This window comes from Sphingomonas sp. P3_C5, assembly GCF_056402635.1.
Genome location: NZ_JBFUHA010000004.1, coordinates 369,809 through 393,147 on the forward strand (window position 1 = coordinate 369,809; position 23,339 = coordinate 393,147).

At 64.1% G+C, this 23,339-nt stretch carries 26 protein-coding genes; 21 read left to right on the forward strand and 5 right to left on the reverse strand.

Annotation, left to right across the window (positions count from 1 at the left end; translation table 11 throughout):
* Position 1 precedes the first annotated feature (1 nt).
* Both AC1DVS_RS12850 and AC1DVS_RS12855 read left to right on the forward strand, forming a co-directional pair.
* A complete protein-coding gene (locus AC1DVS_RS12850; RefSeq protein WP_478023549.1) occupies positions 2-1,153 on the forward strand; it encodes a DUF1501 domain-containing protein in 1,152 nt (383 codons plus the stop codon).
* Between the two features lie 167 nt (positions 1,154-1,320).
* Complete coding sequence (locus tag AC1DVS_RS12855; protein WP_478023551.1) at positions 1,321-2,010, forward strand: hypothetical protein; 690 nt, start codon at positions 1,321-1,323, stop codon at positions 2,008-2,010.
* Positions 2,011-2,130: 120 nt separating this feature from the next.
* On the opposite strand, the gene AC1DVS_RS12860 is transcribed toward AC1DVS_RS12855, so the two are convergent.
* Complete coding sequence (locus AC1DVS_RS12860) at positions 2,131-3,996, reverse strand: hypothetical protein (RefSeq protein WP_478023553.1); 1,866 nt, start codon at positions 3,994-3,996, stop codon at positions 2,131-2,133.
* Between the two features lie 232 nt (positions 3,997-4,228).
* Between AC1DVS_RS12860 and argS the strand changes: the two genes are divergently transcribed.
* The 8 genes from argS to tatC all read left to right on the forward strand — a co-directional run bounded on the left by argS (position 4,229) and on the right by tatC (position 10,847).
* Positions 4,229-5,956, forward strand: a complete 1,728-nt coding sequence (argS, locus tag AC1DVS_RS12865; RefSeq protein WP_478023554.1) for an arginine--tRNA ligase — start codon at positions 4,229-4,231, stop codon at positions 5,954-5,956.
* Entirely contained in the window at positions 5,956-6,684 is a 729-nt protein-coding gene (locus AC1DVS_RS12870; RefSeq protein WP_478023556.1) for an SPOR domain-containing protein, read from the forward strand. The genes argS and AC1DVS_RS12870 overlap by 1 nt, the downstream gene beginning before the upstream one ends.
* A gap of 254 nt (positions 6,685-6,938) precedes the next feature.
* Complete coding sequence (locus AC1DVS_RS12875; RefSeq protein WP_478023557.1) at positions 6,939-7,946, forward strand: glycoside hydrolase family 3 N-terminal domain-containing protein; 1,008 nt, start codon at positions 6,939-6,941, stop codon at positions 7,944-7,946.
* Positions 7,947-7,988: 42 nt separating this feature from the next.
* Positions 7,989-8,735, forward strand: coding sequence for a segregation and condensation protein A (locus AC1DVS_RS12880; RefSeq protein WP_478023558.1), 747 nt, complete (start codon positions 7,989-7,991; stop codon positions 8,733-8,735).
* A complete protein-coding gene (scpB, locus tag AC1DVS_RS12885) occupies positions 8,732-9,334 on the forward strand; it encodes an SMC-Scp complex subunit ScpB (RefSeq protein WP_478023560.1) in 603 nt (200 codons plus the stop codon). Before AC1DVS_RS12880 ends, scpB begins: the two co-directional genes overlap by 4 nt.
* A gap of 28 nt (positions 9,335-9,362) precedes the next feature.
* Entirely contained in the window at positions 9,363-9,599 is a 237-nt protein-coding gene (locus AC1DVS_RS12890) for a twin-arginine translocase TatA/TatE family subunit (RefSeq protein ID WP_478023561.1), read from the forward strand.
* Positions 9,600-9,627: 28 nt separating this feature from the next.
* Complete coding sequence (locus AC1DVS_RS12895) at positions 9,628-10,062, forward strand: twin-arginine translocase TatA/TatE family subunit (RefSeq protein ID WP_478023562.1); 435 nt, start codon at positions 9,628-9,630, stop codon at positions 10,060-10,062.
* Positions 10,063-10,103: 41 nt separating this feature from the next.
* On the forward strand, positions 10,104-10,847 hold the full coding sequence (gene tatC / locus AC1DVS_RS12900; RefSeq protein WP_478023750.1) for a twin-arginine translocase subunit TatC: 744 nt from the start codon (positions 10,104-10,106) through the stop codon (positions 10,845-10,847).
* Between the two features lie 50 nt (positions 10,848-10,897).
* Here tatC and AC1DVS_RS12905 read toward each other — a convergent pair whose 3' ends face one another.
* From AC1DVS_RS12905 to AC1DVS_RS12915, 3 genes are all read right to left on the reverse strand, one after another.
* Positions 10,898-11,032, reverse strand: coding sequence for an entericidin A/B family lipoprotein (locus AC1DVS_RS12905; RefSeq protein ID WP_478023564.1), 135 nt, complete (start codon positions 11,030-11,032; stop codon positions 10,898-10,900).
* A gap of 268 nt (positions 11,033-11,300) precedes the next feature.
* Entirely contained in the window at positions 11,301-12,887 is a 1,587-nt protein-coding gene (locus tag AC1DVS_RS12910; RefSeq protein WP_478023565.1) for a sensor histidine kinase, read from the reverse strand.
* Positions 12,888-12,895: 8 nt separating this feature from the next.
* Complete coding sequence (locus tag AC1DVS_RS12915) at positions 12,896-13,060, reverse strand: NepR family anti-sigma factor (RefSeq protein WP_478023567.1); 165 nt, start codon at positions 13,058-13,060, stop codon at positions 12,896-12,898.
* Positions 13,061-13,329: 269 nt separating this feature from the next.
* Between AC1DVS_RS12915 and AC1DVS_RS12920 the strand changes: the two genes are divergently transcribed.
* The 3 genes from AC1DVS_RS12920 (at position 13,330) to AC1DVS_RS12930 (ending at position 15,083) form a co-directional block, all read left to right on the forward strand.
* Positions 13,330-14,136 (forward strand): response regulator, encoded by an 807-nt coding sequence (locus AC1DVS_RS12920; RefSeq protein ID WP_478023568.1) that lies wholly within the window; start codon positions 13,330-13,332, stop codon positions 14,134-14,136.
* A 78-nt stretch (positions 14,137-14,214) separates the two neighbouring features.
* On the forward strand, positions 14,215-14,352 hold the full coding sequence (locus tag AC1DVS_RS12925) for a hypothetical protein (protein WP_478023570.1): 138 nt from the start codon (positions 14,215-14,217) through the stop codon (positions 14,350-14,352).
* Between the two features lie 83 nt (positions 14,353-14,435).
* Complete coding sequence (locus tag AC1DVS_RS12930; protein ID WP_478023572.1) at positions 14,436-15,083, forward strand: sigma-70 family RNA polymerase sigma factor; 648 nt, start codon at positions 14,436-14,438, stop codon at positions 15,081-15,083.
* A gap of 33 nt (positions 15,084-15,116) precedes the next feature.
* Here AC1DVS_RS12930 and AC1DVS_RS12935 read toward each other — a convergent pair whose 3' ends face one another.
* Positions 15,117-15,308, reverse strand: a complete 192-nt coding sequence (locus tag AC1DVS_RS12935; RefSeq protein WP_478023573.1) for a hypothetical protein — start codon at positions 15,306-15,308, stop codon at positions 15,117-15,119.
* A gap of 74 nt (positions 15,309-15,382) precedes the next feature.
* Here AC1DVS_RS12935 and AC1DVS_RS12940 point away from each other — a divergent pair, with 74 nt between their 5' ends.
* The 8 genes from AC1DVS_RS12940 to AC1DVS_RS12975 all read left to right on the forward strand — a co-directional run bounded on the left by AC1DVS_RS12940 (position 15,383) and on the right by AC1DVS_RS12975 (position 23,297).
* Positions 15,383-18,070 carry a [protein-PII] uridylyltransferase family protein gene (locus AC1DVS_RS12940; RefSeq protein ID WP_478023575.1) on the forward strand — a complete coding sequence of 896 codons (2,688 nt, stop codon included), beginning with the start codon at positions 15,383-15,385 and terminating at the stop codon, positions 18,068-18,070.
* A 5-nt stretch (positions 18,071-18,075) separates the two neighbouring features.
* Positions 18,076-18,546, forward strand: a complete 471-nt coding sequence (locus tag AC1DVS_RS12945; protein ID WP_478023752.1) for a peroxiredoxin — start codon at positions 18,076-18,078, stop codon at positions 18,544-18,546.
* 29 nt (positions 18,547-18,575) lie between these two features.
* Positions 18,576-19,340 carry a ferritin-like domain-containing protein gene (locus AC1DVS_RS12950; RefSeq protein ID WP_478023577.1) on the forward strand — a complete coding sequence of 255 codons (765 nt, stop codon included), beginning with the start codon at positions 18,576-18,578 and terminating at the stop codon, positions 19,338-19,340.
* A 110-nt stretch (positions 19,341-19,450) separates the two neighbouring features.
* Positions 19,451-20,641 carry a peptidoglycan DD-metalloendopeptidase family protein gene (locus tag AC1DVS_RS12955; RefSeq protein WP_478023578.1) on the forward strand — a complete coding sequence of 397 codons (1,191 nt, stop codon included), beginning with the start codon at positions 19,451-19,453 and terminating at the stop codon, positions 20,639-20,641.
* A 278-nt stretch (positions 20,642-20,919) separates the two neighbouring features.
* Positions 20,920-21,261, forward strand: coding sequence for an iron-sulfur cluster insertion protein ErpA (gene erpA, locus AC1DVS_RS12960; protein WP_478023580.1), 342 nt, complete (start codon positions 20,920-20,922; stop codon positions 21,259-21,261).
* A gap of 8 nt (positions 21,262-21,269) precedes the next feature.
* The gene (xth, locus tag AC1DVS_RS12965; protein WP_478023582.1) at positions 21,270-22,040 is read left to right on the forward strand and encodes an exodeoxyribonuclease III; all 771 of its coding nucleotides are present in this window, start codon (positions 21,270-21,272) and stop codon (positions 22,038-22,040) included.
* Positions 22,041-22,062: 22 nt separating this feature from the next.
* Complete coding sequence (locus AC1DVS_RS12970) at positions 22,063-22,857, forward strand: transporter (protein ID WP_478023584.1); 795 nt, start codon at positions 22,063-22,065, stop codon at positions 22,855-22,857.
* A 125-nt stretch (positions 22,858-22,982) separates the two neighbouring features.
* Complete coding sequence (locus tag AC1DVS_RS12975) at positions 22,983-23,297, forward strand: hypothetical protein (protein WP_478023586.1); 315 nt, start codon at positions 22,983-22,985, stop codon at positions 23,295-23,297.
* The last annotated feature ends 42 nt before the right edge of the window (positions 23,298-23,339 follow it).

Consider the following 23,339-nt stretch of genomic DNA (forward strand, 5'->3'; position numbering starts at 1 on the left):
CATGTTCGATCGTCGTTCCTTCATCGGTGCCGGCGCCATCGGGGCAGTCGCCATGGCCTTCGCCCCGAAAATGGCGTTCGCCAAAGCCGAGACCGACAAGCGCTTCGTCTTTATCATCCAGCGCGGTGCGGCGGACGGGCTGGGCACGGTGGCGCCGGTCGGGGATCCCGCCTTTGCCGGCGCGCGTGGCGCGCTGGCGGTGGATTTCGAGGGCGCAGCGAAGCTCGATTCGATGTTCGCGCTGCATCCGTCGCTCGCCAATATCGGCGGACTTTACGGGAAGGGTCAGGCGCTGTTCGCCCATGCCGTCGCGTCGCCCTATCGCGACCGGTCGCATTTCGACGGGCAGAATGTGCTCGAGACCGGCGGGGCAGGTGCCTATCAGGTGAAAGACGGCTGGCTGAACCGAATGCTCGGCCTGTTGCCGCTGACCCAGGCGAAGGCGATTGCGGTCGCCGCGACCGTGCCGCTTGCTCTGCGCGGCGGCCACGACGTCGCATCCTACGCACCCTCGGCGCTGCCCCGGGCATCGGACGATCTGCTCCAGCGCGTTTCGATGCTGTATGAGGGGGACAGCCAGCTCCACGCGCTGTGGAGCGAAGCGATGGGCACCCGCGCGCTCACCAGCGACATCGCTGACGATGGCCGCAACGCTGCTGCGACCGGCGCGCTTGCCGCGAAACTGCTGGCCCCCGCAAACGGCGCGCGGATCGCGATGATCGAAACCGGCGGCTGGGATACTCACGCCCAGCAGCGCACCCGCCTCGGCCAGCAGCTGCGCGGCCTGGACGGGATGATCGGTGCGCTCCAGACCGGCCTCGGTCCGCTCTGGAACGACACGATGGTGGTGGTCGCTACCGAATTCGGGCGGACAGTTGCAGTCAACGGCACTGGAGGCACCGATCATGGCACCGCGAGCTCGGCAATGCTACTCGGCGGCGCGGTCAAGGGCGGGCGGGTGCTGACGGACTGGCCGGGCCTCGCGCCTGCGGCGTTATTCGAAGCGCGGGATCTGAAGCCGACGCTGCAGCTTGATGCCCTTATCGCTGGCGCTGTCGTCGAGCATTTCGCGATCGAACCCGCGCGGGCGATGACGGTGTTGTTTCCCGATAGCGCAGGCGTGCGTCCGGTGCAGGGTCTGGCTCGCGTGTAGTGCTCTGATAGCGATGGTGCAGTGCCAGGGTTGTTGCCGGAAGTGGCGGACCGCCAAACCGCAGGGTTTAGGCGCTACTCGACATGGAGCTCGCGCGATGAACACGTAATGGGTTCTTAGGAGGGTTGAGGCATTCTCTCCCGGAAATATTCCGAAGGGTGCCATATATGTTCGGCCGACGCACAACTCCGCCCGCTTCCACGTCAGACGCTCTCACACCGCCGATCGATTCGGACGGCAAGCGCCGCGTCTTCGGGGAGGCGGTCTTTAGCGGACCGCATGGTGAAATGCTCCGGCAGCTGGGTTTAAGCCCCGACGACAAGTCGAATATTATCCCCAACGCAGCTGATCTGGATCAGATGATCAAGGAGTCTCTGGCTTTGCAGGAGACGCGCCGCCGGAAGATCGAAGCCGATCTCCTCGCCCGGCACGGCCACAACGCGATCCGGCCCTTTTTCATACTGGCGGAGCCGGTCTTCAACGGCGCGATGGGCAAATGGCTTATGCTGGCAATGAAGCTGATGCCCTATGATGAGTGGAACCTCGTCTATCTGCCAACCGATCGCGCCACACAGGCTGTAATGGGCGGCGATTTGCCGCTCCACCCGCTCCAGTCGATCAAAGCTATCGATGATCTGATGGTCGAGAGGATTGGCGACTTTCACACGCAGATTGCGGAGGCCAGGAAAAAGGTGGACGCCCATGTTGCGAAGGTCGGCATGTCGGCCGCGGCCGATATGGTCGATACCTTCCTTGCCTACTCCAATGCTACATCTCAGCGCATCACCGACTATGTTGGCACCGTTCGTCCTATGATCATCGAGCTCATCGCCGATGTCCAACGCAAGGCGGCATGAAAGCAGCTTGACGCCTTTATCGCCGGTGCGCTCGCGACTGAACGGTACGCCGGCGATCCGCCACGACCAGCGCTCGATGCACGTGCAGTCGCGGGCGATCTGCGCGCTGAACGGCGGACATCAGCTTTGCTTGTTGAGGGCCCTGAACAGCGCGACGTTGATCGTACGGTCGTGGATCGAATGTGACAGGCTCAAGACGGCCGCATCGACATCCGCACCGCCAAGGTCGATCAACGTCGCGATCGCCGCGTTGGCAACTACCTTGGACCGATGCCCCTGGTCGCCAAGGTGAAAACGGCTCGCACCTGCCAGTGCGATGGCCTTCAGCAGCTTTACCGCCTCGTCGCGCGGAGAGAGCTCAACGGCAAGCCACATCGCGCCGCGTAGCAGTGCCTCGTTTTCGATCGACACCTTTAGCCAGGTCGCCGGCGATTCGTAGCGGTCGTGGCCGTTGCTCTGCTTGGGCGAAACCGCTCTGATGCGGAGCTGGCCCTCAGACACTCGCTGGTTGTCCCAGACGTGATCGGTGCATTCCATCATTTGGGCAGAGAAGGGCTTCGGCAGCCCGTGATCGAACTGGCTGGCAACAAGCATCGCCACCGCGTGGCCAGCCGCCGCAATATCTTGAGGCGGGATCAGCGACGGCCAGTCCGGAAGTCGCTCGTTAAGGTGGACGACCGTCCGGTCCATCTCCTCAACATTGGTCCTGTCGGCCAGCGTCTCGGCGGTAAGCTCGGGGGTGTGGAACAGCGCAAGCCACGACTGCAGGCGCGCCGCGACGGTTTCCGTCCCGATCACCTGCGCCAGCTTGAGCCCGTGTTTGCGCCATGCAGTGGTTGGGCGCGGCGCGACTTTGCCCGAAATGAGATGTTCGAGCATCTCGGTCCATTCGGGCGATTCGAGGTTCGCCAGTACGTCGAGTGCAGGGATCTGGGGCGTGTCCCACCGCCACGCCAAGGTCGGCGCGAGGTGTTCGCGAAATTGGGACAAAGCCCGGACGCGCTCAGGATTGGCGAACAACTGGTCGCCTTTGGTGCGACGCTTGCCATAGGCGCGCAAAGTCGGAAAATTCCGGAACTTCTCCTCTGCTGCCTCATTCCACGCCCCGAACCGCGGCGCGAGGGGCCCGACCGCAGGCCACGCCTCAGCAAACGCGGCGCGATCTTTCAACCATGCCGGCCTGCCCTTGTCGCGCAGGTCGTCAGTAATTGCGTGAAGGCCGGCGATCGTCGCGGCAAACATTTCCGCCCAGAAGGCGTAGTGCGGCGGCCGCTCGCCCAACGCGTAGACATTCTCGGCGCCTTCACACCGCTCGAGTAACAGCGAGGTGGCCGAGACCTCGACCCCGGCCAGCTTCTCGACGGCTTCGGCGCGCAACAGCATCGTCTTCTTGTTTGCCTTGCTGCTCTCCTTCTCGGAGACCAGGCGCAACGTGCCGCCGAAGGCGCCCAGCTGCTCAACGTCCGCGCTGGTCAGGAAACCACCGTCCTTGATCGCCTGGTTGATCAGCCGCAGCAGCGTGGCGAACTGCTTATGATAATAGTTTCTCCGATAGCTGTCGTCTTCGACGAGGAAGGTAAGGAGCGCCGGCAGATGCTCCTTCGAAACCTCGGTTTCCAGTTGGAAGCATTGCCGGTAGCAGCGCGAAACCCAGCCATCGCGGGTCCGCGATTGGCCGTGATATTTGCTAAGCGTTTCCGCATCGCTCGCCAATGATGCCAGCAGCTCGCCTCTTTCTGCAGGCGAGAGCGCGGATATCGCGTCATCGATGGCAAAAGCAGGGTCTCGGTCGCGTCCGCGAACCATCTGGGCGCAGCGCGTGTACATTCCCTCGACGGTGAGGTCATCGAAATTGGCGTACGCGGCGGGTCGCCACGGCTCCGGCGCACCTGGGTTTGCGGACGCGCCGAAGGATGGGCTCGGAGTCCCCGCCGGTTGCGTGAGCCCCTTGCGACCAAAGATAGCCTTGCCAAAACTGAACGCCATGCGACCATTCCCCCGTCGGGGACGGCCTACAGCGATTTCCGATCTAATTCCTTAACCCGGCCGCGAGGGATCCCAAGGCCGCCCGGCTCAAGCACTTCCGCATAAAAACCGGCATGCCCATACGAGGTTGAGACGAGAATCTGGTTGCGAGCGTCTTCACCTCACGCGCCAGATTTGAGTGTAGGCCCGCCATCCGCTAAGGGCCGCCCTCGCTTAACCGACCGGACCAGCAATGACCCTCTATACCCGTTTCGCCGCGCATCTCGATGCGGTGCTCGATGCACTCGTAGCCGCGGGCGATCTGCCCGCCGGGCTCGACCGCGCGAACGTCACCGTCGAGCCGCCGCGCGACCCGAGCCATGGCGATCTCGCCACCAACGCAGCCATGGTGCTGGCCAAGCCGGCCGCGACCAATCCGCGCGCGCTCGCCGAGAAGATCGCCGCCGAGCTCGGCAAGCTCGAAGAGGTCGAGTCCGTCTCGGTCGCAGGGCCGGGCTTCATCAACCTCGCGCTAACTGACGACACCTGGCGCGCCGAGCTCTCCGCGATCCGTGACGAAGGCGGCGATTATGGCCGCTCGACCCGGGGTAAGGGCACAACCGTCAATGTCGAATATGTCTCGGCCAATCCGACAGGCCCGATGCATATGGGGCATTGCCGGGGCGCGGTGGTCGGCGATGCGCTGGCGAACCTGCTCGAATTCGCGGGCGCGAAGGTGATCCGCGAATATTATGTCAATGACGCCGGCGGCCAGGTCGATGTGCTCGCGCGCTCGGTGCACCTGCGGTACCGCGAGGCGCTTGGCGCCGACATCGGCGATATTCCCGAAGGCCTGTACCCGGGCGATTATCTCGTGCCGGTCGGGCAGGCGCTCGCCGCCGAGTTCGGCGACACCTATGCCGATGCGCCCGAAGAGGCGTGGCTGGTCCTGTTCCGCACCCGCGCGGTCGCGGCGATGATGGAGCTGATCAAGGCCGATCTCGCCCTGCTCGGCATCCACCACAATCTCTTCTCGTCCGAGGCGGAGCTTCAGGCTGAAGGCAAGCCCGAGGCGGCCGAGGCGGACCTGCGCGCACGGGGCCTGATCTATGACGGCGTACTCGAAGCCCCCAAGGGCGAGACGCCCGAGGATTGGGAGCCGGTCGTGCTTCCCTTGTTCCGCTCGACTCAGTTCGGCGACGATCAGGATCGGCCGATCAGGAAGTCGAACGGGCAATGGACCTATTTCGGCGCCGATCTCGCTTATCATTACCAGAAGGCGCAGACCGCTGACGCGCTGATCGACATCTGGGGTGCCGATCATGCCGGCACTGTGAAGCGGATCGTTGCAGCGGTGCAGGCGCTGACCGGCGGCAAGACCCGGTTCGATGTGAAGCTGGTCCAGATGGTGCGGCTGCTCCGCGCCGGCGAGCCGTTTAAGATGTCCAAGCGGGCGGGCAATTTCGTCACCCTCGCCGATGTCGTGAATGAGGTCGGCAAGGACGTTGTCCGCTTCACGATGCTGACGCGGAAGTCGGATGCCCAGATGGACTTCGATTTCGCCAAGGTGGTCGAGGCGTCGAAGGAGAATCCGGTCTTCTATGTGCAATATGCGCATGCCCGGGTCGCGTCGCTTCACCGCCGCGCCGCCGAGGCGGGCATTGAGTGCGGCGCGGTCGATCTGTCCCAACTTGAGACAGAAGATCTCGCGCTGGTGAAGCGGGCAGCTCAGTTCCCGCGCGTGGTCGAGACCGCCGCGGCGGCGCGCGAGCCGCACCGGGTTGCCTTTTATCTGTACGACTTGGCCGCTGAATTCCACGCACTCTGGAATGTCGGTAATGATCGCCCGGAACGCCGCTTCCTGATCGTCGACAATCCAGCCATAACATGTGCGCGTCTTTTCTTGGCCGAGGCGATCGGGCAAATCATTCGCAACGGACTCGGCATCATGGGGGTGCAGGCGGTCCAGGAGATGAATTGATGGCGACGTCGAGCGACTATGAGGTCCGCGACGAGGATCGGCTGCCCTGGCTCGAAACCGTCGACGAAGACTATGATCAGGGCCCCTCGGTCTTTCGGGTCGTCCTGATGGTGTTGCTCGGCCTTGCGATCATCGCGGCGGCTATTTTCGGCTTCTATTGGTACAAGCAGCATCAGCGCACAGACGGCAACGGCGCGCTGATCGCCGCGCAGGAAGGCGATTACAAGGTCAAGCCGGACGATCCCGGCGGGCTCAAGGTCGAGGGCGAGGGCGACACCGCCATCGCGACGAGCGACGGGGCGGGGGGCGGCAACGCGTCGATTGACCTGAATGCGACGCCAGAGGCGCCGGTCGCCGGCACCAGGGCCGCGCCCGTGACGGGCACGCCTGTGGGCGGCGACAGCAGGGCCTTGATCGCGATCCCGGCATCGGGCGGCAGGCTGACCACCGCGAACCCTGCAACCGCGCCTGCCGCTGGCCCTTCGGCCGGCGGTGCTTTGGTGCAGCTTGGCTCCTTCCCGGATGAAGCCGCGGCCAACGCGGCCTGGGCCAAGGCATCCAAGCGCTTCACCTATCTCGCCCCGCTCGGCAAATCGGTGCAGCAGGCCGAGGTGAATGGCAGAACAATGTTCCGCCTGCGCGTCAACGCCGGCAGCGCGAACCAGGCGACCGAGTTGTGCGGCAAGCTGAAGGTTGCCGGCGAAGCGTGTTTCGTGGCGAATAACTGAGCTTCTTTTTCAGCCCCTCCCCTTCAGGGGAGGGGAATGGGGTGGGGGCGTGCGTCTGCACGCTCAAAAAGACTCGTTGCGCCAAGCGCCAAGCGCCAAGCGCGAAGCGCGAAGCGACGATCGGGGCATCGAGCCCCGTTCTTCGCTGTCCCACCCCTTGCCCAGTGTCAGGTGAACAGCGCGGGGCGCTGTTCACCTGACACTCCTGAAGGGGAGGGGTTTTTGACCCGGAGGGTTCCTGTTAGGCACGCCCCATGAAGCCAGTTATCTACGGCCTGTCCGGCCTGACCATCACGCCCGAAGAGCGCGCCTTTTTCACGAGCGCCGACCCCGCCGGCTATATCCTGTTCAAGCGCAACATCGCGGATCGCCGCCAGGTGCGCGCGCTCACCGACGATCTACGCGCAATGACCGGCCGCGACGATCTGCCGATCCTGATCGACCAGGAGGGTGGGCGGGTTGCCCGGATGGGGCCGCCGGAATGGCCGGCCTTTCCCGCCGGTCCCGCCTTCGATGCGCTGTACGAGATCGCGCCAATCTCGGCGATCGAGGCGGCGCGGGCCAACGCCCAGGCGATCGCGCTGATGCTCGCCGAAGTGGGGATCACCGTCGATTGCCTGCCGTTGCTCGACGTGTCCCAGCCCGATACGACCGAGGCGATCTCGACCCGTGCTCTTGGATCGGAGCCGCTACGCGTCGCCTCGATGGGCCGCGCGATCATCGACGGGTTGCGCGCGGGCGGCGTGGTCGGCGTGGTCAAGCATATGCCGGGGCATGGCCGGGCGAAGCTCGACACCCACTATCATCTGCCGACTGTTACCGCTTCCGAAACCGAACTCGAAGTCGATCTCGCGCCGTTCCGGGCGCTCGCCGGCGCGCCGATGGGGATGACCTCGCATATCGTCTTCGAGGCTTGGGATCCGGAGCGGCCCGCGACCCTCTCGCCGATCGTGATCGAGGAGGTGATCCGCAAGCGGATCGGCTTCGACGGGCTGCTGATGACTGACGATATCGACATGAAGGCGCTGTCGGGCACCGCTGGGGACAAGGCGGCGGGATCCATAGCGGCTGGGTGCGATCTGGTACTCGATTGCTGGGGTCGCATGAACGAGATGGAGGATATCGCAGGGCGGCTCGACGATATCTCGGCGCGGTCGCGCGAGCGGCTCGATCGCGCCATGGCGACGATTGCTGGCGCGAAGCCGCAGGGTGAGATGGCCGAGCTTGTCGCCAGGCGGGATGCGCTATTGGCGCTCGTCTAGTTCCGGATTGTGTTGGGGCGATTTTCCCGCCTAAACCATTCCATGGAGTCCGATCCCGAAACGCTGAACCTGGATATCGACGGCTGGGAAGGCCCGCTCGATCTGTTGCTGGCGCTTGCCCGCAACCAGAAGGTGGATCTGCGCGAGATATCGATCCTCGCGCTGGTCGATCAATATCTGCGCTTCGTCGAGGAGGCGCGGTCGATCAAGCTCGAGCTGGCGGCCGATTATCTCGTGATGGCGGCCTGGCTCGCCTATCTGAAGTCAGCGCTGCTCCTGCCGCGCGACCCCGAGGAACAGCCCAGCCCAGAGGAGCTGGCGCTCCGCCTCCAGCTTCGGCTCGAACGGCTGAACGCAATGCGCGAGGCCGGCGCAAGGCTGATCGCGCATGACCGGATCGGCCGCGACGTGTTCCTGCGGGGCGCGCCCGAAGGGCTGCGTACGGTCCGCAAGGCTTTGTGGCAGGCTGAGATCTATGATCTGATTGCTGCCTATGGCCGTATCAACGCGCGCACCCGGCCAGTGATGCATATCGTCGCGAACCGCCCGGTGATGACGCTGGAGGCCGCGCTTGAGCGCGTATCGCGGCTGGTGGGCGAGCGGATCGACTGGAGCGTGATCGAGACTTTCCTGCCGGAAACCGCGCATGGCATCTTCCGCAAATCCGCGCTTGCCTCGAGTTTCGTCGCTGCGCTCGAGCTGGCGCGGCAGGGCAAGGTGGAACTGCGCCAGAAATCACCCTTCGCGCCGCTCTATCTAAGGGCGCCCGACCTCAAGGTTCCCGCATGAAGCGCCCGGACGAGCTCACCCGCGCGGTCGAGGCAGTGTTGTTCGCGGCGACCGAGCCGATGACTGCTGACGCGATCCGCGCTCATCTGAACGATGCCGCCGGCATTCGTGCCGTGCTGGAGGAGATCCAGGCCGATTATGCGGGGCGCGGCATCGAATTGGTGCGGCGCGGCGATCACTGGCATTTCCAGACAGCAGGCGACATGGCCCATCTGCTCCGGCGCGACCGCGAGGAGCCGCGCAAGCTCAGCCGGGCGGGCATCGAGACCCTGGCGATCATCGCCTATCACGAGCCCGCGACTCGCGCCGAGATTGAGGCGATTCGCGGCGTCCAGATTTCCAAGGGCACGCTCGACGTGCTGATGGAGGCAGGCTGGATCCGTCCCGCCGGAAGACGCGAAGTGCCGGGCCGACCCCTGCTTTACGCTACGACGCCCGAGTTCCTCGCGCATTTCGGCTTGGCCAGCAGGCGCGACCTGCCGGGAATCGACGATCTGCGCGCCGCAGGGTTGCTTGATCCGATCGATATCGCGATGGAGCATGCGGGACTTTTGGATGGCAATGACGTCGAGGTGGAAAACGCCGACGAAGGGGCCTAGATAGGGCTATTCCTCGAGGAGATTTATGATGGTTGGCAGTTTCAGCCTGGTGCATTGGCTGATCTTGGGAGTGGTACTGGTGCTCGTGTTGGGTGGCGGCCGTTTCTCGAACATGATGGGCGATGTCGCCAAGGGCATCAAGCAATTCAAGAAGGGTATGGCCGAAGAAGATGAGGTCGTGCGCGAGCCGAGCCGTATCGATACGAAAAAGGCGCCCGATCCCGTTGTCGAGGTTCAGGCCGAGAAGCTGCGCGAAGATCGCTGACGCACCTAACACGCCGGGATTTTCTTGAATGTTCGATGTCGCGCCTACCGAACTCCTGGTCTTGGGAGCGGTTGCCTTGATGGTGATTCCACCCAAGGACCTGCCCAAGGCGATGCGGGTCGCCGGCTATTGGGTCGGTCGCGCGCGCGGTGTCGCGCGCCAGTTCCGTTCAGGCGTCGATTCGATGCTGCGCGATGCCGAGCTTCAGGAAATGGAGAAGCGCTGGGCAGAGGAGAACGCGCGTATCATGCGCGAGCATCCGCCGACGCCGGCCATGCTGATGTCGCCGGCACCGGGCGACCTCGTCGAGGAAACCGCCCCCCCCGTCATGACCGAGAAACCGTCCGTTGGACCTGCGCCGGAGGAACGCGCTGAGGAGCCTGCGCCGCCGGTGAAAGCCAAAAAGCCGGCGACCCGGCGTAAAGCGCCATCGACGCCAAAGCCGGATAAGGTCGACCCGTGAACGCTCCGTTCGACGAACTCGAGGCGAGCCGCGCGCCCCTCATGGATCATTTGATCGAGCTGCGCCGGCGGTTGCTGATGAGTATGGGCGCACTCGCGCTGGCTTTTGGCATCGCCTTTTATTTCGCCGAGCCGATTTTCGGATTTCTCGTCCACCCGCTGGTCAAGGCGGGGCAGAGCAAGCTGGTCTATACCCAGCTGTTCGAGGCTTTTTTTGTTCAGATCAAGGTGGCGTTCTTCGCCGCGATCATGCTCGCTTTCCCGGTCATTGCGAACCAGCTGTGGCAGTTCGTCGCACCGGGTCTGTACCGCAAGGAAAAGAAGGCTCTGCTGCCGTTCATCCTGGCGACGCCGGTGCTTTTCATCACGGGTGCCTCGCTGGCTTATTATGTCGCTATCCCGGCGGCGCTGGAATTCCTGCTCAGCTATAGGGGCAATGTCGGTGGCATTGAGCAGGAGCCGCTGCCGTCGCTCGCCAATTATTTGTCCTTCGTGATGCAGTTCCTGTTCGCCTTTGGCATCGCGTTCCTGTTGCCAGTTTTGATCATGTTGCTGGAGCGAGCGGGGATCGTGACGCGCAAGCAGCTCATCGGAGCGCGCCGTTACGCGATTATCGGCTGCTTCGCGATTGCGCTGGTATTGGCACCGCCCGATGCCGGATCGATGATCATGCTCGCGCTGCCCTTGGTGCTGCTCTACGAACTTACCCTGATCGCCATCTGGTTCACTGAGCGCAAGCGCTCGAAGGACATCGTCGAGACGGCCGAGAGCGCCGAGAACGCATAGAAAAGGCCCCGCCTCTTGCGAGGCAGGGCCCGTTCCAAACCTCAAATGCCTTATTTGGCGTCGTCAGCCGTCTTCGCGACTGTGTCGCCGGCAGAGGACACGTCCTTGCCCACGCCCTCGACGGTGTTGCACGCACTGATCAACAGCGCTCCGGCGACAAGCGCCAGTCCAACGAGCTTACGCATGGAATCTCTCCTGTGATTGGCTTCCGCCACTGGTTTCAATGATCGGCGGGCGCGTACGTTCCGTCTCGGAAACGTGCCAAATCCATGAAGAAGAAAGAATTTGAGCCCGGAAGCGTCACCGGGGGGGAGGGGTTGACGCTTCCGGGCCCATGTCTTGGATAGCGAGAGCGGGGGGGCATATATTCACTATCCGAGGCTAATAACTCGGCTCTCGCCACCCGGTTCCCGCATTTTCAATTTTTTTTTCGAATCTTTTGAATCCGTTGAATCAGTCGCGTCCCGTAACTGCGATCATAATCTCATAGGCGCCGACAAGCGGATCATGGTGGAGCCGTGAGCGGAGTTGGCGCGAAAGCCCTTCCATGACCCGGCCGTAACGTTCGTCGACCACAGCACGTAGCGCATCGCTGTCGACCAGCGCGGGCGAATTGACGCGCAGGATCGCGCGACCGTCGGTCTCGCCCGGCTTCACCGAAATGCGGATCTGCGCGGCCGGGTTGAAGGTCATCGCCAGCTCGACGATCTCGGTGATCAGGAAGGCCACGGCAACGGCGACATCCTGATTCACGAGAAAGGGATCGATGTCGATCGCGATGCTCAGATGCGAAGCGCCCTCAGGCGATGTCGCGCGGATGTTCGAGGCCAGCTCGCCGATTACCGATCGCAGCGCGAGCCCGCGATTCTCCTCGAGCTCAGCGAAATGGTGGCGGTGGACGACCGCGAGCGCGTCGACCCGGCGCTGAATCGAGGCATAGGCCGCCGTCGCCTCGGTGCTGCGCGCACCGCGAGCATGGAAGTTGATCAGGCTCGAAATGACCTGGAGGTTGTTCTTGACCCGGTGATGCACCTCGCGGGTCAGGCGGGTCTGGCGCACCAGCCCGTCGGCGAGCCCGGCCTCGTGTTCGGCAACGGTACGGCTGATCGTCCGGAACGTATCGCCCAGCTCGCGAATCTCCTGCGCAGGCAGCGCTCGCACCTGGGCCGGGTCGATTTCCTCGCCCGGCACATAGGCGGCGACGCTGGTATGCAGCCGGCGAAGCGGCCGGATCAGCAGCCGGTCCACCACGAACCAGCCGATTCCGGCCGCCGCCGCCCACATCAGGATTGGCAACAGCATGGCGATGATCAGCGGGGAGGAGATGGGTGCGCTGCGGACGCTCGTTTCGAGCGAAAGCCCGCCAATGCCAAGCGGCATCCGCATCGTCTCGCGGCGCTCGAGGGAGCCGCGCGGCGGCAATTGCGAGAGGAACAGAATATCGCCGTCCTGTGCCAACCTTGCCTCATACCCTTGGGCAAAGTCGCTCGGCTTGCTCGTCTCGGCGAGGAAGGGCACCGGGAAAAACGCGGCTGCGGTGGTCACGCCGCTCGTGCCTGCAATGGAAAGGATCACGCCGCGGCCAGGAATGACATGTGCCGATATCGGATTGGCTCCGGTTGGAACTTTCGATGCCAGATCGGCCGGGAAATCCGCACCGCACAAGGCGCGATGCTGTTCGTCCATGATGACGAAACGCGTCCCGCTCACGGATTGCTGCGCGAACACGCCCTGGGCGCGCGCGCAACTCGGTGCATCGCCCTTGTCCACATCGAGCGCATTGAGCGCGACGCGGAGCGCTGTCATGTCTCCGACAAGCTCGATCGCCAGCTTGCGCGCGCTCTCGGCGGTGGCGATGCGCAGCTGTGCGCGCGCGCTTTCGTCGGCGGTCTGGGTCGTCTTCAGCGATGCGAAAAAGGCGATGATGGCGAGCGGCAGGAGCGCGGCACTCAGGATCAGGAAAATCTTTGCGCCAGTCGGCATCTGGGCAAGAAAGGAAAGGCGCGGCGCTGTTGCCGGCTCCGCGGCGGGCTCCGCCATGGTTGCCGTCAGTTAAGCTTGCCGAGAAGGTCCAGCATTTCGGGCGGAACTGTCTCGTCAACCGTCTTCTGATACACGGAACGCAGCGCGGCCCCCATATCGCGGTCCTTGCTCTGGACCTTGGCTGCGCGAGCGGCCTGCGGCTTTTTCAAAGAATCGTCGCCCGAACGCAAAAATCGTCCCCCTGAGCTTCCGGAACTGGCCGGGCAAATCGAAAGAACCCTCCCGAGACACCGGTCAGGTAAGCCGTACATATATTCCACGACGACTGCATGAAACAAAACATCGCTTCGTTTGTTCCATGCACGACGCGAAAAAGCCCGACAAGTGTAATGGGCCTTAAAACGCGTTGCAAAGGCAGGGGGGCGCTTCCACAAGGTCCCCCATTGAACCTATCTGCGTCGAACCTTTCGGCGCGCCCACGGAGGAGACCCCGACAGCCATGTCGCTTGGACAGCAGCTTGCCCCACATCTTCCCTTTCTCCGCCGCTACGGCCGTGCTCTGACCGGCACCCAGGCACATGGTGATCGCTATGTTCGCGCCACGCTCGAGGCGATCGTCGCGGCCCCTGCGGAATTCCCACGCGACGTTGACCCGCGACTTGGCCTCTACCGAATGTTCCAGGCGATCTGGGCTTCGACCAATTATGATGAGACTCCTGAAAACGCGGCTGCACATGAGGGGTTCACCCAGGAATCGATCGCGCGCGCGCGTCTCGCCCGCATGACTCCGCTTTCGCGCCAGGCCTTGCTGCTGACGGCGATGGAGGGCTTCACCCCTGAGGACACCGCCTATCTGATCGAGGTTGAGCCGAGTGAGGTCGAGGCGCTCGTCGCCGAGGCGCTTGCCGAGATCGAGAAGCAGACCCGTGCCCGCGTCCTGATTATCGAGGACGAGCCGATCATCGCCATGGATATCGAGACGATCGTGCGCGATCTCGGCCATGACGTGACCGGCGTGGCAGTCACCCGCGACGAAGCGGTCGCGCTCGCCATGGACGATCGCCCCGGCCTCGTCCTTGCCGATATCCAGCTGGCTGACGACAGTTCGGGCATCGATGCCGTGAAGGACATCCTTGCCGAATTCCAGGTGCCGGTGATTTTCATCACTGCCTTCCCGGAACGCCTGTTGACCGGCGAACGGCCTGAGCCGACGTTCCTGATCACCAAGCCTTTCCAACGCTCGACCGTGAAGGCGGCGATCAGCCAGGCACTGTTCTTCGATCAGGCGACGGTTCCAGTCGCCTGATCGGGAACTTTGCCGCGCCCCCGGCATTGGAGTTCCATCTGGTACGGACCCAAAACGATAGTCGGGGGTTATTGTCTGATGGTTGACTCAAACGAACGCACTCATGTCACCGGCGAGGATGCCCGGAGCGGCGCGACACCCCATATGACGCGTTATATCCTGGGAATCTCGCTGGTGCTGGTGATCCTGGTCTTTGCGTTCCTGCTCTATCGCTGATCCGCCACCTGCTTGAAATCGGGCGATGTAATTGCCCGATCCTGTCCCTATGTCTGTGAATTCGGACGACGAAACGGATGTTCATGACTGACGCCATCGAGACTGACGACGACGAATTGCCTATCGAGCCGGTAGAGCATGTCGCCCTGTCCGATTCCGAGTTCAAGGCTCAGCTCGCCGCGGTGATCCCGCATCTGCGCGCTTTCGGCCGGTCGATCTCGGGCAGCCGCGATCTCGCCGACGATCTCGTCCAGGAGACGCTGATGAAGGCATGGGCGGCGCGGTTGCGCTTCCAGGCCGGCACCAACATGCGCGCCTGGACCTTCATCATCCTGCGCAATCTCTATCTGTCGCAGATGCGCCGGGCGCGCTTCAAGGGCGAGTGGGACGATCTTGTCGCTGACCGCCTGCTGGCGGCACCTGCGAGCCAGGATCGTCACGTCGAACTCGGCGATATGCAGCGCGCACTTCTGCATCTGCCACAGCCGCAGCGCGAGGCGCTGATCCTCGTCGGCGCGGGCGGCTTCGCCTATGAAGAGGCAGCTGAGATCTGCGGCGTCGCGGTCGGGACGATCAAGAGCCGGGTCGCACGCGGGCGAGTCGCGCTCGAGACGATCATGAACGACAATTCGCTCCCATCGCGGCGCACCCACACCAACGAACCCGGCATGACCGCACTCGACACGATCATGGGCGAGGTCGAAGATCTCAGCCGCGATCGCGGCGATTGATCGGCAACTGCCGGCCGAACGGCCAGTAACGAGTCAGCAATTCCCGATCGCGCGATCGGCCGTGTCGATCCGCGCCAACAGGGCAGAGAAGTCATCCGTTGCGTTGTCCTGATGCGCGAACGCAGCGCGGAGCGCGCCACCGATCGGGTCGCTCTTGCGCGGGCCGGTGACGACATAACCGTTGCTCGGCGTTTGATCTCTGGAGGTGGCGCTGGACATCGACATGAAGGAAGAACACTTGAGCAACATATTTGTTGCTTGCCACCTCGAACGAATTGGCAAGATAATCCACGAGTTGCATGACAGACACTTATTCCAGGCAGATGATTACGGACGCGGTTCGACGCGCACGCGCTGATTCGCCCTTTCTTGGCGTGGTTCTCGATCGCGAACCGATGCTGGCCGCAAGGCTCGAAGCGGGACTGTTGCCGTCGCTGGACGAGGTGCCGATCGACGATGGCGCCATGCCGGTCATGCGCCGGCTTCGGCTTGAAAGGCGCCGCCTGGCGCTGCTCGTCGCAATCGGCGATCTCGCCGGCGCCTATGATCTCACCGCGGTTACCGGTGCTCTCTCAGCGTTCGCCGACCGTGCGCTTCACACAGCGATCGTCACCGCGATCGCCGAACGCACGCCCGATGCCGAACCTCTGGGGTTCGCCGCAATAGCGCTCGGCAAGCAGGGCAGCCATGAACTCAATTACTCGTCGGACATCGATCCGATCCTGATCTTCGATCCGGCGCTCTTGCCCTGCCGCCCGCGCGAGGCGCCCGACGAGGCAGCGGTGCGCATCGGCCGGCGGGTCGTCGAGATCCTCCAGGCGCGCGACGGTGACGGCTATGTGCTGCGCGTCGATCTTCGCCTGCGCCCCTCACCCGAAGCCACCGCGATCGTGCTGCCGGTCGATGCGGCGATCTCTTATTATGAATCGCTTGCCCTGCCCTGGGAGCGGGCGGCCTTTATCCGTGCCCGGGCCGCGGCTGGCGATATCGCGCTCGGGGAGCGTTTCCTCGAGACGATCCGCCCCTTTATCTGGCGCCGCGCGCTCGATTTCGGCGCGATCGGTGAGATCAGGGGCATTTCGCGTCGCATCCGCGATCATCATGCGCAGGGCCAGGCCTTCGGGCCGGGCTTCGATCTCAAGCGCGGGCGCGGTGGCATTCGCGAGATCGAATTCTTCGCCCAGATCCACCAGCTGATCCACGGCGGGCGCGATGCATCGGTGCGCGCGCCGGCCACCCGCGACGCGCTGGCGCGGCTCGCCGAGGCGGGCTGGATCCGGCACGACGAAGCCGAGGCTATGACCGCGGCCTATGTGCAGTTCCGCACGATCGAGCACCGTGTGCAGATGGTCGAGGATCGCCAGACCCATCATCTGCCGTCAGGCGCGGCGCTCGACGGCGTCGCGCGGCTTCATGGCCTGGAGAACGGCCAGCTTCTGCTCGATCTGTTGCGCCCGCATGTCGAGGCGACCGCGCGCAGCTATGACGCGCTCGATCCCGAAGACGAGGGAAGCCTGTCACACGACCCGGCGCATCTCGAGCAGCAGCTCGCCGAGGCGGGTTTTGCCGAGCATGAAACGGCGGCGCGGCGGATCGAGCAATGGCGCGGCGGCAGCTATCCGGCGCTCCGCAGCCCCGCGGCGCGCGAAGCGCTCGAGGCGGTTCTGCCCGGCCTGATCGAAGCGCTCGGCGCGGCGCCCGATCCGCAGGGCGCATTGGTCCGGCTCGACGTGATGCTCGCCAGGCTGCCGAGCGCGATCAACTTCTTCCGCCTGCTCGAGGCACGGCCGGCGCTCGCGCGACTGCTCGGCGCGATCCTCAGCCATACGCCGACGCTCGCCGAGGCCCTGGGCCGCCGGCCCGAACTGTTCGACGGCCTGATCGACGCGACTGCGCTCGATCCGGTCGGGCCAGTCGACCGCTTGATGGCGGAAATGACCGAGCCCGGCGGCGATTATCAGGCTCAGCTCGATCACGTGCGGCGCGTGGTTGGTGAAAAACGGTTCGCGCTCGGTACCCAGATCGTCGCCGGCGTTGGCGATCCCCTCGAGGTATCGGCCGGCTATGCGCGCGTCGCCGAGGCAGCGATCGGCGTGCTCGCCGCGGCGACCGTGGCGGAATTCACCGCGAAATATGGCGTCGTGCCCGACAGCGAGCTGGTCATCCTCGCGCTTGGCCGGATGGGCGGCGGCGCGCTGACCCATGCCTCCGATCTCGATCTCGTCTATCTGTTCACCGGCGATTACAGCGCTGAATCGAATGGTGAGAAGCCATTGGGAGCAGTGCTTTACTACAATCGCCTTGCGCAGCGTGTGAGTGGTGCGCTGTCAGTCGCTACGGCTTCCGGCCCGCTCTACGAGATCGACACAAGGCTCAGGCCGTCAGGCACCCAGGGTCCGCTCGTCGTGTCGCTCGATGGCTTCGCCCGTTACCAGCATGAAGACGCCTGGACCTGGGAGCATATGGCGCTCACCCGCGCGAGGCCGGTGTTCGGCTCGGCTCCGGCGCGCGAGGCGACCCAGGCGGTAATCGATAGCGTGCTTCGCGGTGACAGGCCCGAGCGTGACGTGGTCGCCGATGCCATCACCATGCGCGCCGAAATGGCCGCGCACAAACCGCCCAAAGGGCCGCTCGATGCCAAGCTTTCCCCCGGCGCCCTCGTCGATCTCGAATTCGCGGTCCACGTCGTTCAGCTGACTCACCGCGCTGGTTTCACGCCCCATCTCGGCGCGGCGATCACGGAACTGGAGGCGCTTGGCCTCGCGCCGGCCGGCCTTTCCGCTGCGCATGATTTCCTCACGCGCCTGCTCGTCACGCTCCGCCTTGTCGCGCCGGACGCGCAGCCGCCCGCGGCGGCGACACGCGCGCTGATCGCCCGCGCCCTCGGGGTCAGCGACTGGGATGCGGTGGTTGCGTCCTTTGCAGCGACCCGGCAGGAGGTTTCGGACTTTTGGGCAATGGTGGCGGAAAGCCGGGGAGACGGATGATGGCGGTGGCGGCGATCGACGAAGGTGGGAAGCTTCCGGACATTGAGCTGAGCACGCCGAATGGCGGCAAGCTCAACCTGCGGGACTATCTCGGCAAGCCTTTCATCCTCTATTTTTACCCCAAGGATGATACCTCGGGCTGCACCCGCGAGGCGCAGGATTTCAGCCGGCTGCTCGGCGAATTTCGTGCCCAGGGTGCCGAGGTCCTCGGCGTGTCGCGCGATACGCCAATCAAGCACCAGAAATTCATCGACAAATATGATCTGACCGTGCCGCTCGCGACCGACGATAAGAACGAGGCAATGGATGCGTTCGGCGTCTGGGTGCAGAAATCGCTCTACGGCAAGACCTATATGGGCATCGATCGCTCGACCTATCTGTTCGATGCCCAAGGCACGCTTGTCCGCGTCTGGCGCAAGGTCCGCGTGCCGGGCCATGTGATCGATGTGCTCGAGGCGCTCAAGGAGCTCGGCTGATCGCCTGCATCGCCGCCGCCATATGCCGGGTGCTGGAAACGGCTGATCCGTCGGCCAAGGTCCGCGCCGCACGCGAAACCGCGCGGGGCTGGCGTCGGGGCGCGTTCGACCACCGCTTCGACACAGCGATGCCCGATCGCCCGGCCCGGCCCGCCACGCCAGAATTGCTCGCGCCCAGCCGGATGCCCCGGCGCGGCAAGGGCGGGTCGGAGCGCGGCAGGATCGCCCTCCTGCATGCGCTCGCCCATATCGAGTTCGTCGCGATCGACCTCGCCTTCGACATGGCCGGGCGGTTCGGCGGCGAGTTCCCGCGCGACTTTGTCGATGACTGGATTTCGGTCGGTGCCGACGAAGCGATGCATTTCGCGCTGCTCGATCGGCGGCTGAAAACGCTCGGCAGCCACTACGGCGCAATGCCGGCGCATGACGGGCTGTGGGAATCGGCGATGGCCACCGCGCATGATCCGCTCGCGCGGCTCGCGGTCGTGCCGATGGTGCTCGAGGCGCGCGGCCTCGACGTGACGCCCGAGACAATCGCGCGCTTCACATCGGCGCAGGATGAAACGAGCGCGCGCATCCTGTCGCGCATCTTCACGGATGAGATCCGGCATGTCCGCGCCGGCACCAAATGGTTCGAATTTGCCTGTTCCGCCAAGGGATTCGCCGCCGAATCACACTGGCGGTCTCTGGTCTCCACCTATCATCGCGGGCTGATTAAGCCGCCATTCAACGACTCAGCGCGTGACTCAGCCGGTTTGACGCGAGAATATTACGCGGCTCTTGCTGCGGTGTGAAAAACTAGGTCAATTGCGACATGTCCGGAGCGGGGAGGGGCTTCGACCCGGACGATTTTGGGGCGAGAGCCGGTTTTTCCGGCAATCGCGAGATTAATCGTCGGGGTTCAATGAACAAGATTTCGATCGCGTCGAGCGCGCAGATGTTGTCGCGGCTGAAGACGCAATTCACCACCCGGGACTTCATTTTTCACGACGGGCGTGATCTTCGCCGCTTCAGCATTGCAGGACGCACCCAGGCCCTGATGGCCGGCGTCGCCGCGGTTACCCTGTGTTTCTCGGCTTATGGCGTCGCCCAGGCAGCGGTCGGCGCGGTTGCGCTCAGCGGTGTTGTCGGGGCGCCCCTTTCGCCCGAAGCCAAGGTCGCGCAGATGCAGGCGAAGGTCGCCGCGATGCAGGCCGATGTCGAAACCATCAAGCAGGCAGCAAAAGCTCATGCCGCCCGCGTCGAACATAACCAGGCGCTGATCGCCGCCGTCATCTCCGGCAAGGCCGATCCGCGCAAGCTATCCATGGCAGTGCCGACCGTCAGCCCCGCCGCCGACAAGCTCGCCGCCGATGTCGTTGCCCCGCTCAAGCAGATCGAGCGGCGTCAGCTCAGCATGGCAGTGAAGGCCCGCCAGGCTGCCGAGCAGCGTTACGCGACCGCCGCGGCCCATGTCCGGAGCCTTGGCCTCACGCCCGAGCGCTTCGCGCCGCAGGTCGTTGCGATGGGCGGGCCGTTCGAAGCCGCCGACAGCGTCGAGGCCGAGGCTGATCTGCGCGCCGACATGCAGTTCCGCTCGCTGTTCATGACCTGGAAGAAACTGGATTCGCTCGAGCAGGGCGTGATCGCCATTCCTTCGGCCTTCCCGGTCGAGCATCTTGCCTTCACCAGCAATTACGGCGTCCGCTCCGATCCGTTCCGCGGCACCGCCGCGATGCACGCCGGCGTCGATATCCCCGGCCCCGTCGGCACGCCGATTTACGCGACCGCAGACGGCATCATCGATCGCGCCGAGCGTGCTGGCGGCTATGGCAACATGGTCGAAATCAATCACGGCAAGGGCATCCAGACCCGTTACGGCCATCTCTCCAAGATCCTGGTCGCCCCCTTCACCCGCGTCCATCGCGGCCAGCTGATCGCACTGATGGGCTCGACTGGCCGCTCGACCGGCCCGCACCTTCATTATGAAGTCCGCATCGACGGCCATGCCGTGAACCCGGTGCCCTTCCTCCAGACCGCCGATTATCTCCTCGCCGTGCAGGATCGCGCGCTGAAGGCGACACCGGCTGCGGTGGGTGGCCCGGCAGCGGATTGAGCCGATCGACGTTTAGACAGCGCAACCTCATCCTCTCCTTTGGGAGAGGATAGTGAAGCTTGGCAGCTTGCTGCCTAGCGAAACTTGGTGAGGGGTTCCGCGCTCTCGATAGCTCCCCGAGCCCCTCACCAACTTCGACTAGATCGCTTCGCTCTCAAGTCTTCGTATCCTCTCCCAAAGGAGAGGAGCTAAGGCGCAGCCTGATTGTCCATCAGCCTTGGGGGAGGGTCGTCACCCACCCGGTTGCCGTTCCACCCGCGACCGCCTATCTCAGCCCTATGGCAACCGTAACCGCTCCAGAAATCCAGCTCACCGATTCCGCCGCAGCGCGCGTTGCGGCGATTGCGAGCAAACAGGGCAAGCCGGCGATCCTTCGCCTCTCGGTCGATGGCGGCGGCTGCTCAGGCTTCCAATATAAATTCGGATTTGCCGATGCGATCGAGGCCGACGATACCGTCGCCGAGAATGCCGGCGTCACCCTCGTAGTCGATTCAATCAGCCTCGATCTCGTTCGCGGCTCGGCGGTCGATTATGTCGAGGACCTAGGCGGCGCCGCCTTCAAGGTGACAAATCCCAATGCCGCGTCGGGCTGCGGCTGCGGCTCCAGCTTCTCGGTCTGATCCCTCCCTTGAAAATCGTCAGCTACAACGTCAACGGTATCAAGGCGCGCCTGCCGCGCCTGCTGGAGTATCTCGCCGAACAGGCGCCCGATGTGGTGTGCCTTCAGGAGCTGAAATCGAGCGACGAGACCTTCCCCGAGGCCGATATCCGCGCCGCAGGCTATGGTGCGGTCTGGCACGGGCAAAAGGGCTTCAACGGCGTCGCCGTCCTCGCGAAAGGCACTGATCCGATCGAGCGCCACCGCGGGCTCGCCGGTGATCCCGAGGACGAGCACAGCCGCTATCTCGAGGCCGAGGTGAACGGCGTGGTCATCGCCTCGATCTATCTGCCGAACGGCAATCCGCAGCCGGGCCCAAAATTCGATTACAAGCTCAAATGGATCGATCGCCTTGCCGACCGCGCCCGCGCTCTGCTCGCCGAGGAAAAACAGGTCGTGCTGGCGGGCGACTACAACGTCATCCCCAATGATGACGACACTTTCTCGGTCCGCGCCATGGCGAATGACGCGCTGATGCAGCCCGAGAGCCGCGCCGGCTTCCGCGCATTGGTCGCGCAGGGCTGGACTGACGCGCTGCGCACGCGCCACCCCAAGGGCGGCGTCTGGACATTCTGGGATTATCAGGCCGGCGCATGGCAGCGAGACGCGGGTTTCCGCATCGATCACCTGCTGCTCAGCCCGCTCGCCGCCGATCGCCTCGCCGATGCCGGCGTCGACAAGGACTATCGCGCGCGCGAAAAGGCGAGCGACCACGCGCCGACCTGGGTTCGGCTGCGCTAGGGCACCCTGAAGGGGAACAGCAATGCGGTTTGGGTTGGCTGCCGGGCTCCTGCTGATCGTCGCGGCGCCGGCCCATGCCGAGGAGCGCAATTATTGTCCCGCCCGGCCCGGACTAGATACTCCCGCCTGTACGATGGCGCCTGGCCGCGTCTCGGTGGAGACCGGCATTGCCGACTGGACCCTTGAACAGGACTCAAGCCAGCGGACCGATACCGTGCTGATCGGCGACACGCTGATACGGATCGGCCTCACCGACAATGTCGAGGCGCAGATCGGCTGGACGCCCTATGGCCATGTCCGCACCCGCGACAGGATCGGTGGCACGGCCGACAGTGCCGGCACGGTCGGTGATGCGATGCTCGGCTTCAAGGTCAACCTTCACCACCCCGACGGCAGCGGGCTTTCGGCCGCGATCCAGCCCTTCGTAACTCTCCCCATCGGCCGCAGCCCGCTCGGCGCTGGCGACTGGGGAGGGGGTGTCGTCGCGCCGGTCGACTATGCCCTCAACGACATTTTCAGCCTGCAATTCACGCCTGAGGTCGACGCAGCGGTGGATCAGGACGGCAATGGCCGGCACTTCGCCGCCAGCGGCACGATCGGCCTAGGCGTCGCGCTCAGCAAGAAGGTGAGCATGACGGTCGAGTTCCAGGCGCTCCGCGACGCCGATCCGTCGGGCAAGACATGGCAGGCGCTTGAGTCCACTTCGTTCGCATGGATGCCGAAAGATAATCTGCAGCTCGATATGGGCGCAGTTGCGGGGCTGAATCACGACGCGCCGGATGCCGAACTCTATGTGGGCGTATCGCGCCGATTCTGACTCCCGTCGGCGGTGCGGCGTACCGAACATTAGCGTAAATTGCCCGATATCGGTCACTTCTGCGGACACCTGTCGGAAGAGAAATTCCTTTAAGCTGCTGTAAAATAGCCGATTCAGTGTTTGGCATGACTAATGCAGTAACACAGGGGCGGGCCGGGTATCGGTTTCGCTTCACTGTGGAGGAACTCATGTCAAAGCCAATTCTGATGGGCGTCGTAGCCGCGTTCTGTATGGCTGCCACCAGCCCCGTCATGGCGGCAACACCCGATCCCGCTGGCGCTCCGAAGGCCGAAAGGGCCGAAGCCGCTGCGACGTCGGCTGTCGGGGATGCGACGAAATATTGCGTGGTCGACACGCCAACCGGATCGCATATTGCGAAGAAGGTCTGTCACACTCGGAAAGAGTGGCTGAACCAGGGGTTTGACCCGCTCGAAAAATGAGCGCCGCATGAGCAGGCGGCCTGTGGCGCATTGCCGCCACGG

What these genes read in the sequence shown, in the direction of transcription:
- AC1DVS_RS12920 (WP_478023568.1), top strand. Translation starts at nt 13,330, where the DNA reads ATGTCGCTTGGACAGCAGCTTGCCCCACATCTTCCCTTTCTCCGCCGC.
- AC1DVS_RS12955 (WP_478023578.1), top strand. Translation starts at nt 19,451, where the DNA reads ATGAACAAGATTTCGATCGCGTCGAGCGCGCAGATGTTGTCGCGGCTG.
- AC1DVS_RS12935 (WP_478023573.1), bottom strand. Translation starts at nt 15,308, where the DNA reads ATGTCGATGTCCAGCGCCACCTCCAGAGATCAAACGCCGAGCAACGGT.
- AC1DVS_RS12870 (WP_478023556.1), top strand. Translation starts at nt 5,956, where the DNA reads ATGGCGACGTCGAGCGACTATGAGGTCCGCGACGAGGATCGGCTGCCC.
- AC1DVS_RS12975 (WP_478023586.1), top strand. Translation starts at nt 22,983, where the DNA reads ATGACTAATGCAGTAACACAGGGGCGGGCCGGGTATCGGTTTCGCTTC.
- AC1DVS_RS12925 (WP_478023570.1), top strand. Translation starts at nt 14,215, where the DNA reads ATGGTTGACTCAAACGAACGCACTCATGTCACCGGCGAGGATGCCCGG.
- argS (WP_478023554.1), top strand. Translation starts at nt 4,229, where the DNA reads ATGACCCTCTATACCCGTTTCGCCGCGCATCTCGATGCGGTGCTCGAT.
- AC1DVS_RS12875 (WP_478023557.1), top strand. Translation starts at nt 6,939, where the DNA reads ATGAAGCCAGTTATCTACGGCCTGTCCGGCCTGACCATCACGCCCGAA.
- erpA (WP_478023580.1), top strand. Translation starts at nt 20,920, where the DNA reads ATGGCAACCGTAACCGCTCCAGAAATCCAGCTCACCGATTCCGCCGCA.
- AC1DVS_RS12895 (WP_478023562.1), top strand. Translation starts at nt 9,628, where the DNA reads ATGTTCGATGTCGCGCCTACCGAACTCCTGGTCTTGGGAGCGGTTGCC.
- AC1DVS_RS12905 (WP_478023564.1), bottom strand. Translation starts at nt 11,032, where the DNA reads ATGCGTAAGCTCGTTGGACTGGCGCTTGTCGCCGGAGCGCTGTTGATC.
- AC1DVS_RS12930 (WP_478023572.1), top strand. Translation starts at nt 14,436, where the DNA reads ATGACTGACGCCATCGAGACTGACGACGACGAATTGCCTATCGAGCCG.
- AC1DVS_RS12940 (WP_478023575.1), top strand. Translation starts at nt 15,383, where the DNA reads ATGACAGACACTTATTCCAGGCAGATGATTACGGACGCGGTTCGACGC.
- AC1DVS_RS12890 (WP_478023561.1), top strand. Translation starts at nt 9,363, where the DNA reads ATGGTTGGCAGTTTCAGCCTGGTGCATTGGCTGATCTTGGGAGTGGTA.
- AC1DVS_RS12880 (WP_478023558.1), top strand. Translation starts at nt 7,989, where the DNA reads ATGGAGTCCGATCCCGAAACGCTGAACCTGGATATCGACGGCTGGGAA.
- tatC (WP_478023750.1), top strand. Translation starts at nt 10,104, where the DNA reads ATGGATCATTTGATCGAGCTGCGCCGGCGGTTGCTGATGAGTATGGGC.
- AC1DVS_RS12850 (WP_478023549.1), top strand. Translation starts at nt 2, where the DNA reads ATGTTCGATCGTCGTTCCTTCATCGGTGCCGGCGCCATCGGGGCAGTC.
- AC1DVS_RS12910 (WP_478023565.1), bottom strand. Translation starts at nt 12,887, where the DNA reads ATGGCGGAGCCCGCCGCGGAGCCGGCAACAGCGCCGCGCCTTTCCTTT.
- AC1DVS_RS12970 (WP_478023584.1), top strand. Translation starts at nt 22,063, where the DNA reads ATGCGGTTTGGGTTGGCTGCCGGGCTCCTGCTGATCGTCGCGGCGCCG.
- AC1DVS_RS12855 (WP_478023551.1), top strand. Translation starts at nt 1,321, where the DNA reads ATGTTCGGCCGACGCACAACTCCGCCCGCTTCCACGTCAGACGCTCTC.
- scpB (WP_478023560.1), top strand. Translation starts at nt 8,732, where the DNA reads ATGAAGCGCCCGGACGAGCTCACCCGCGCGGTCGAGGCAGTGTTGTTC.
- AC1DVS_RS12860 (WP_478023553.1), bottom strand. Translation starts at nt 3,996, where the DNA reads ATGGCGTTCAGTTTTGGCAAGGCTATCTTTGGTCGCAAGGGGCTCACG.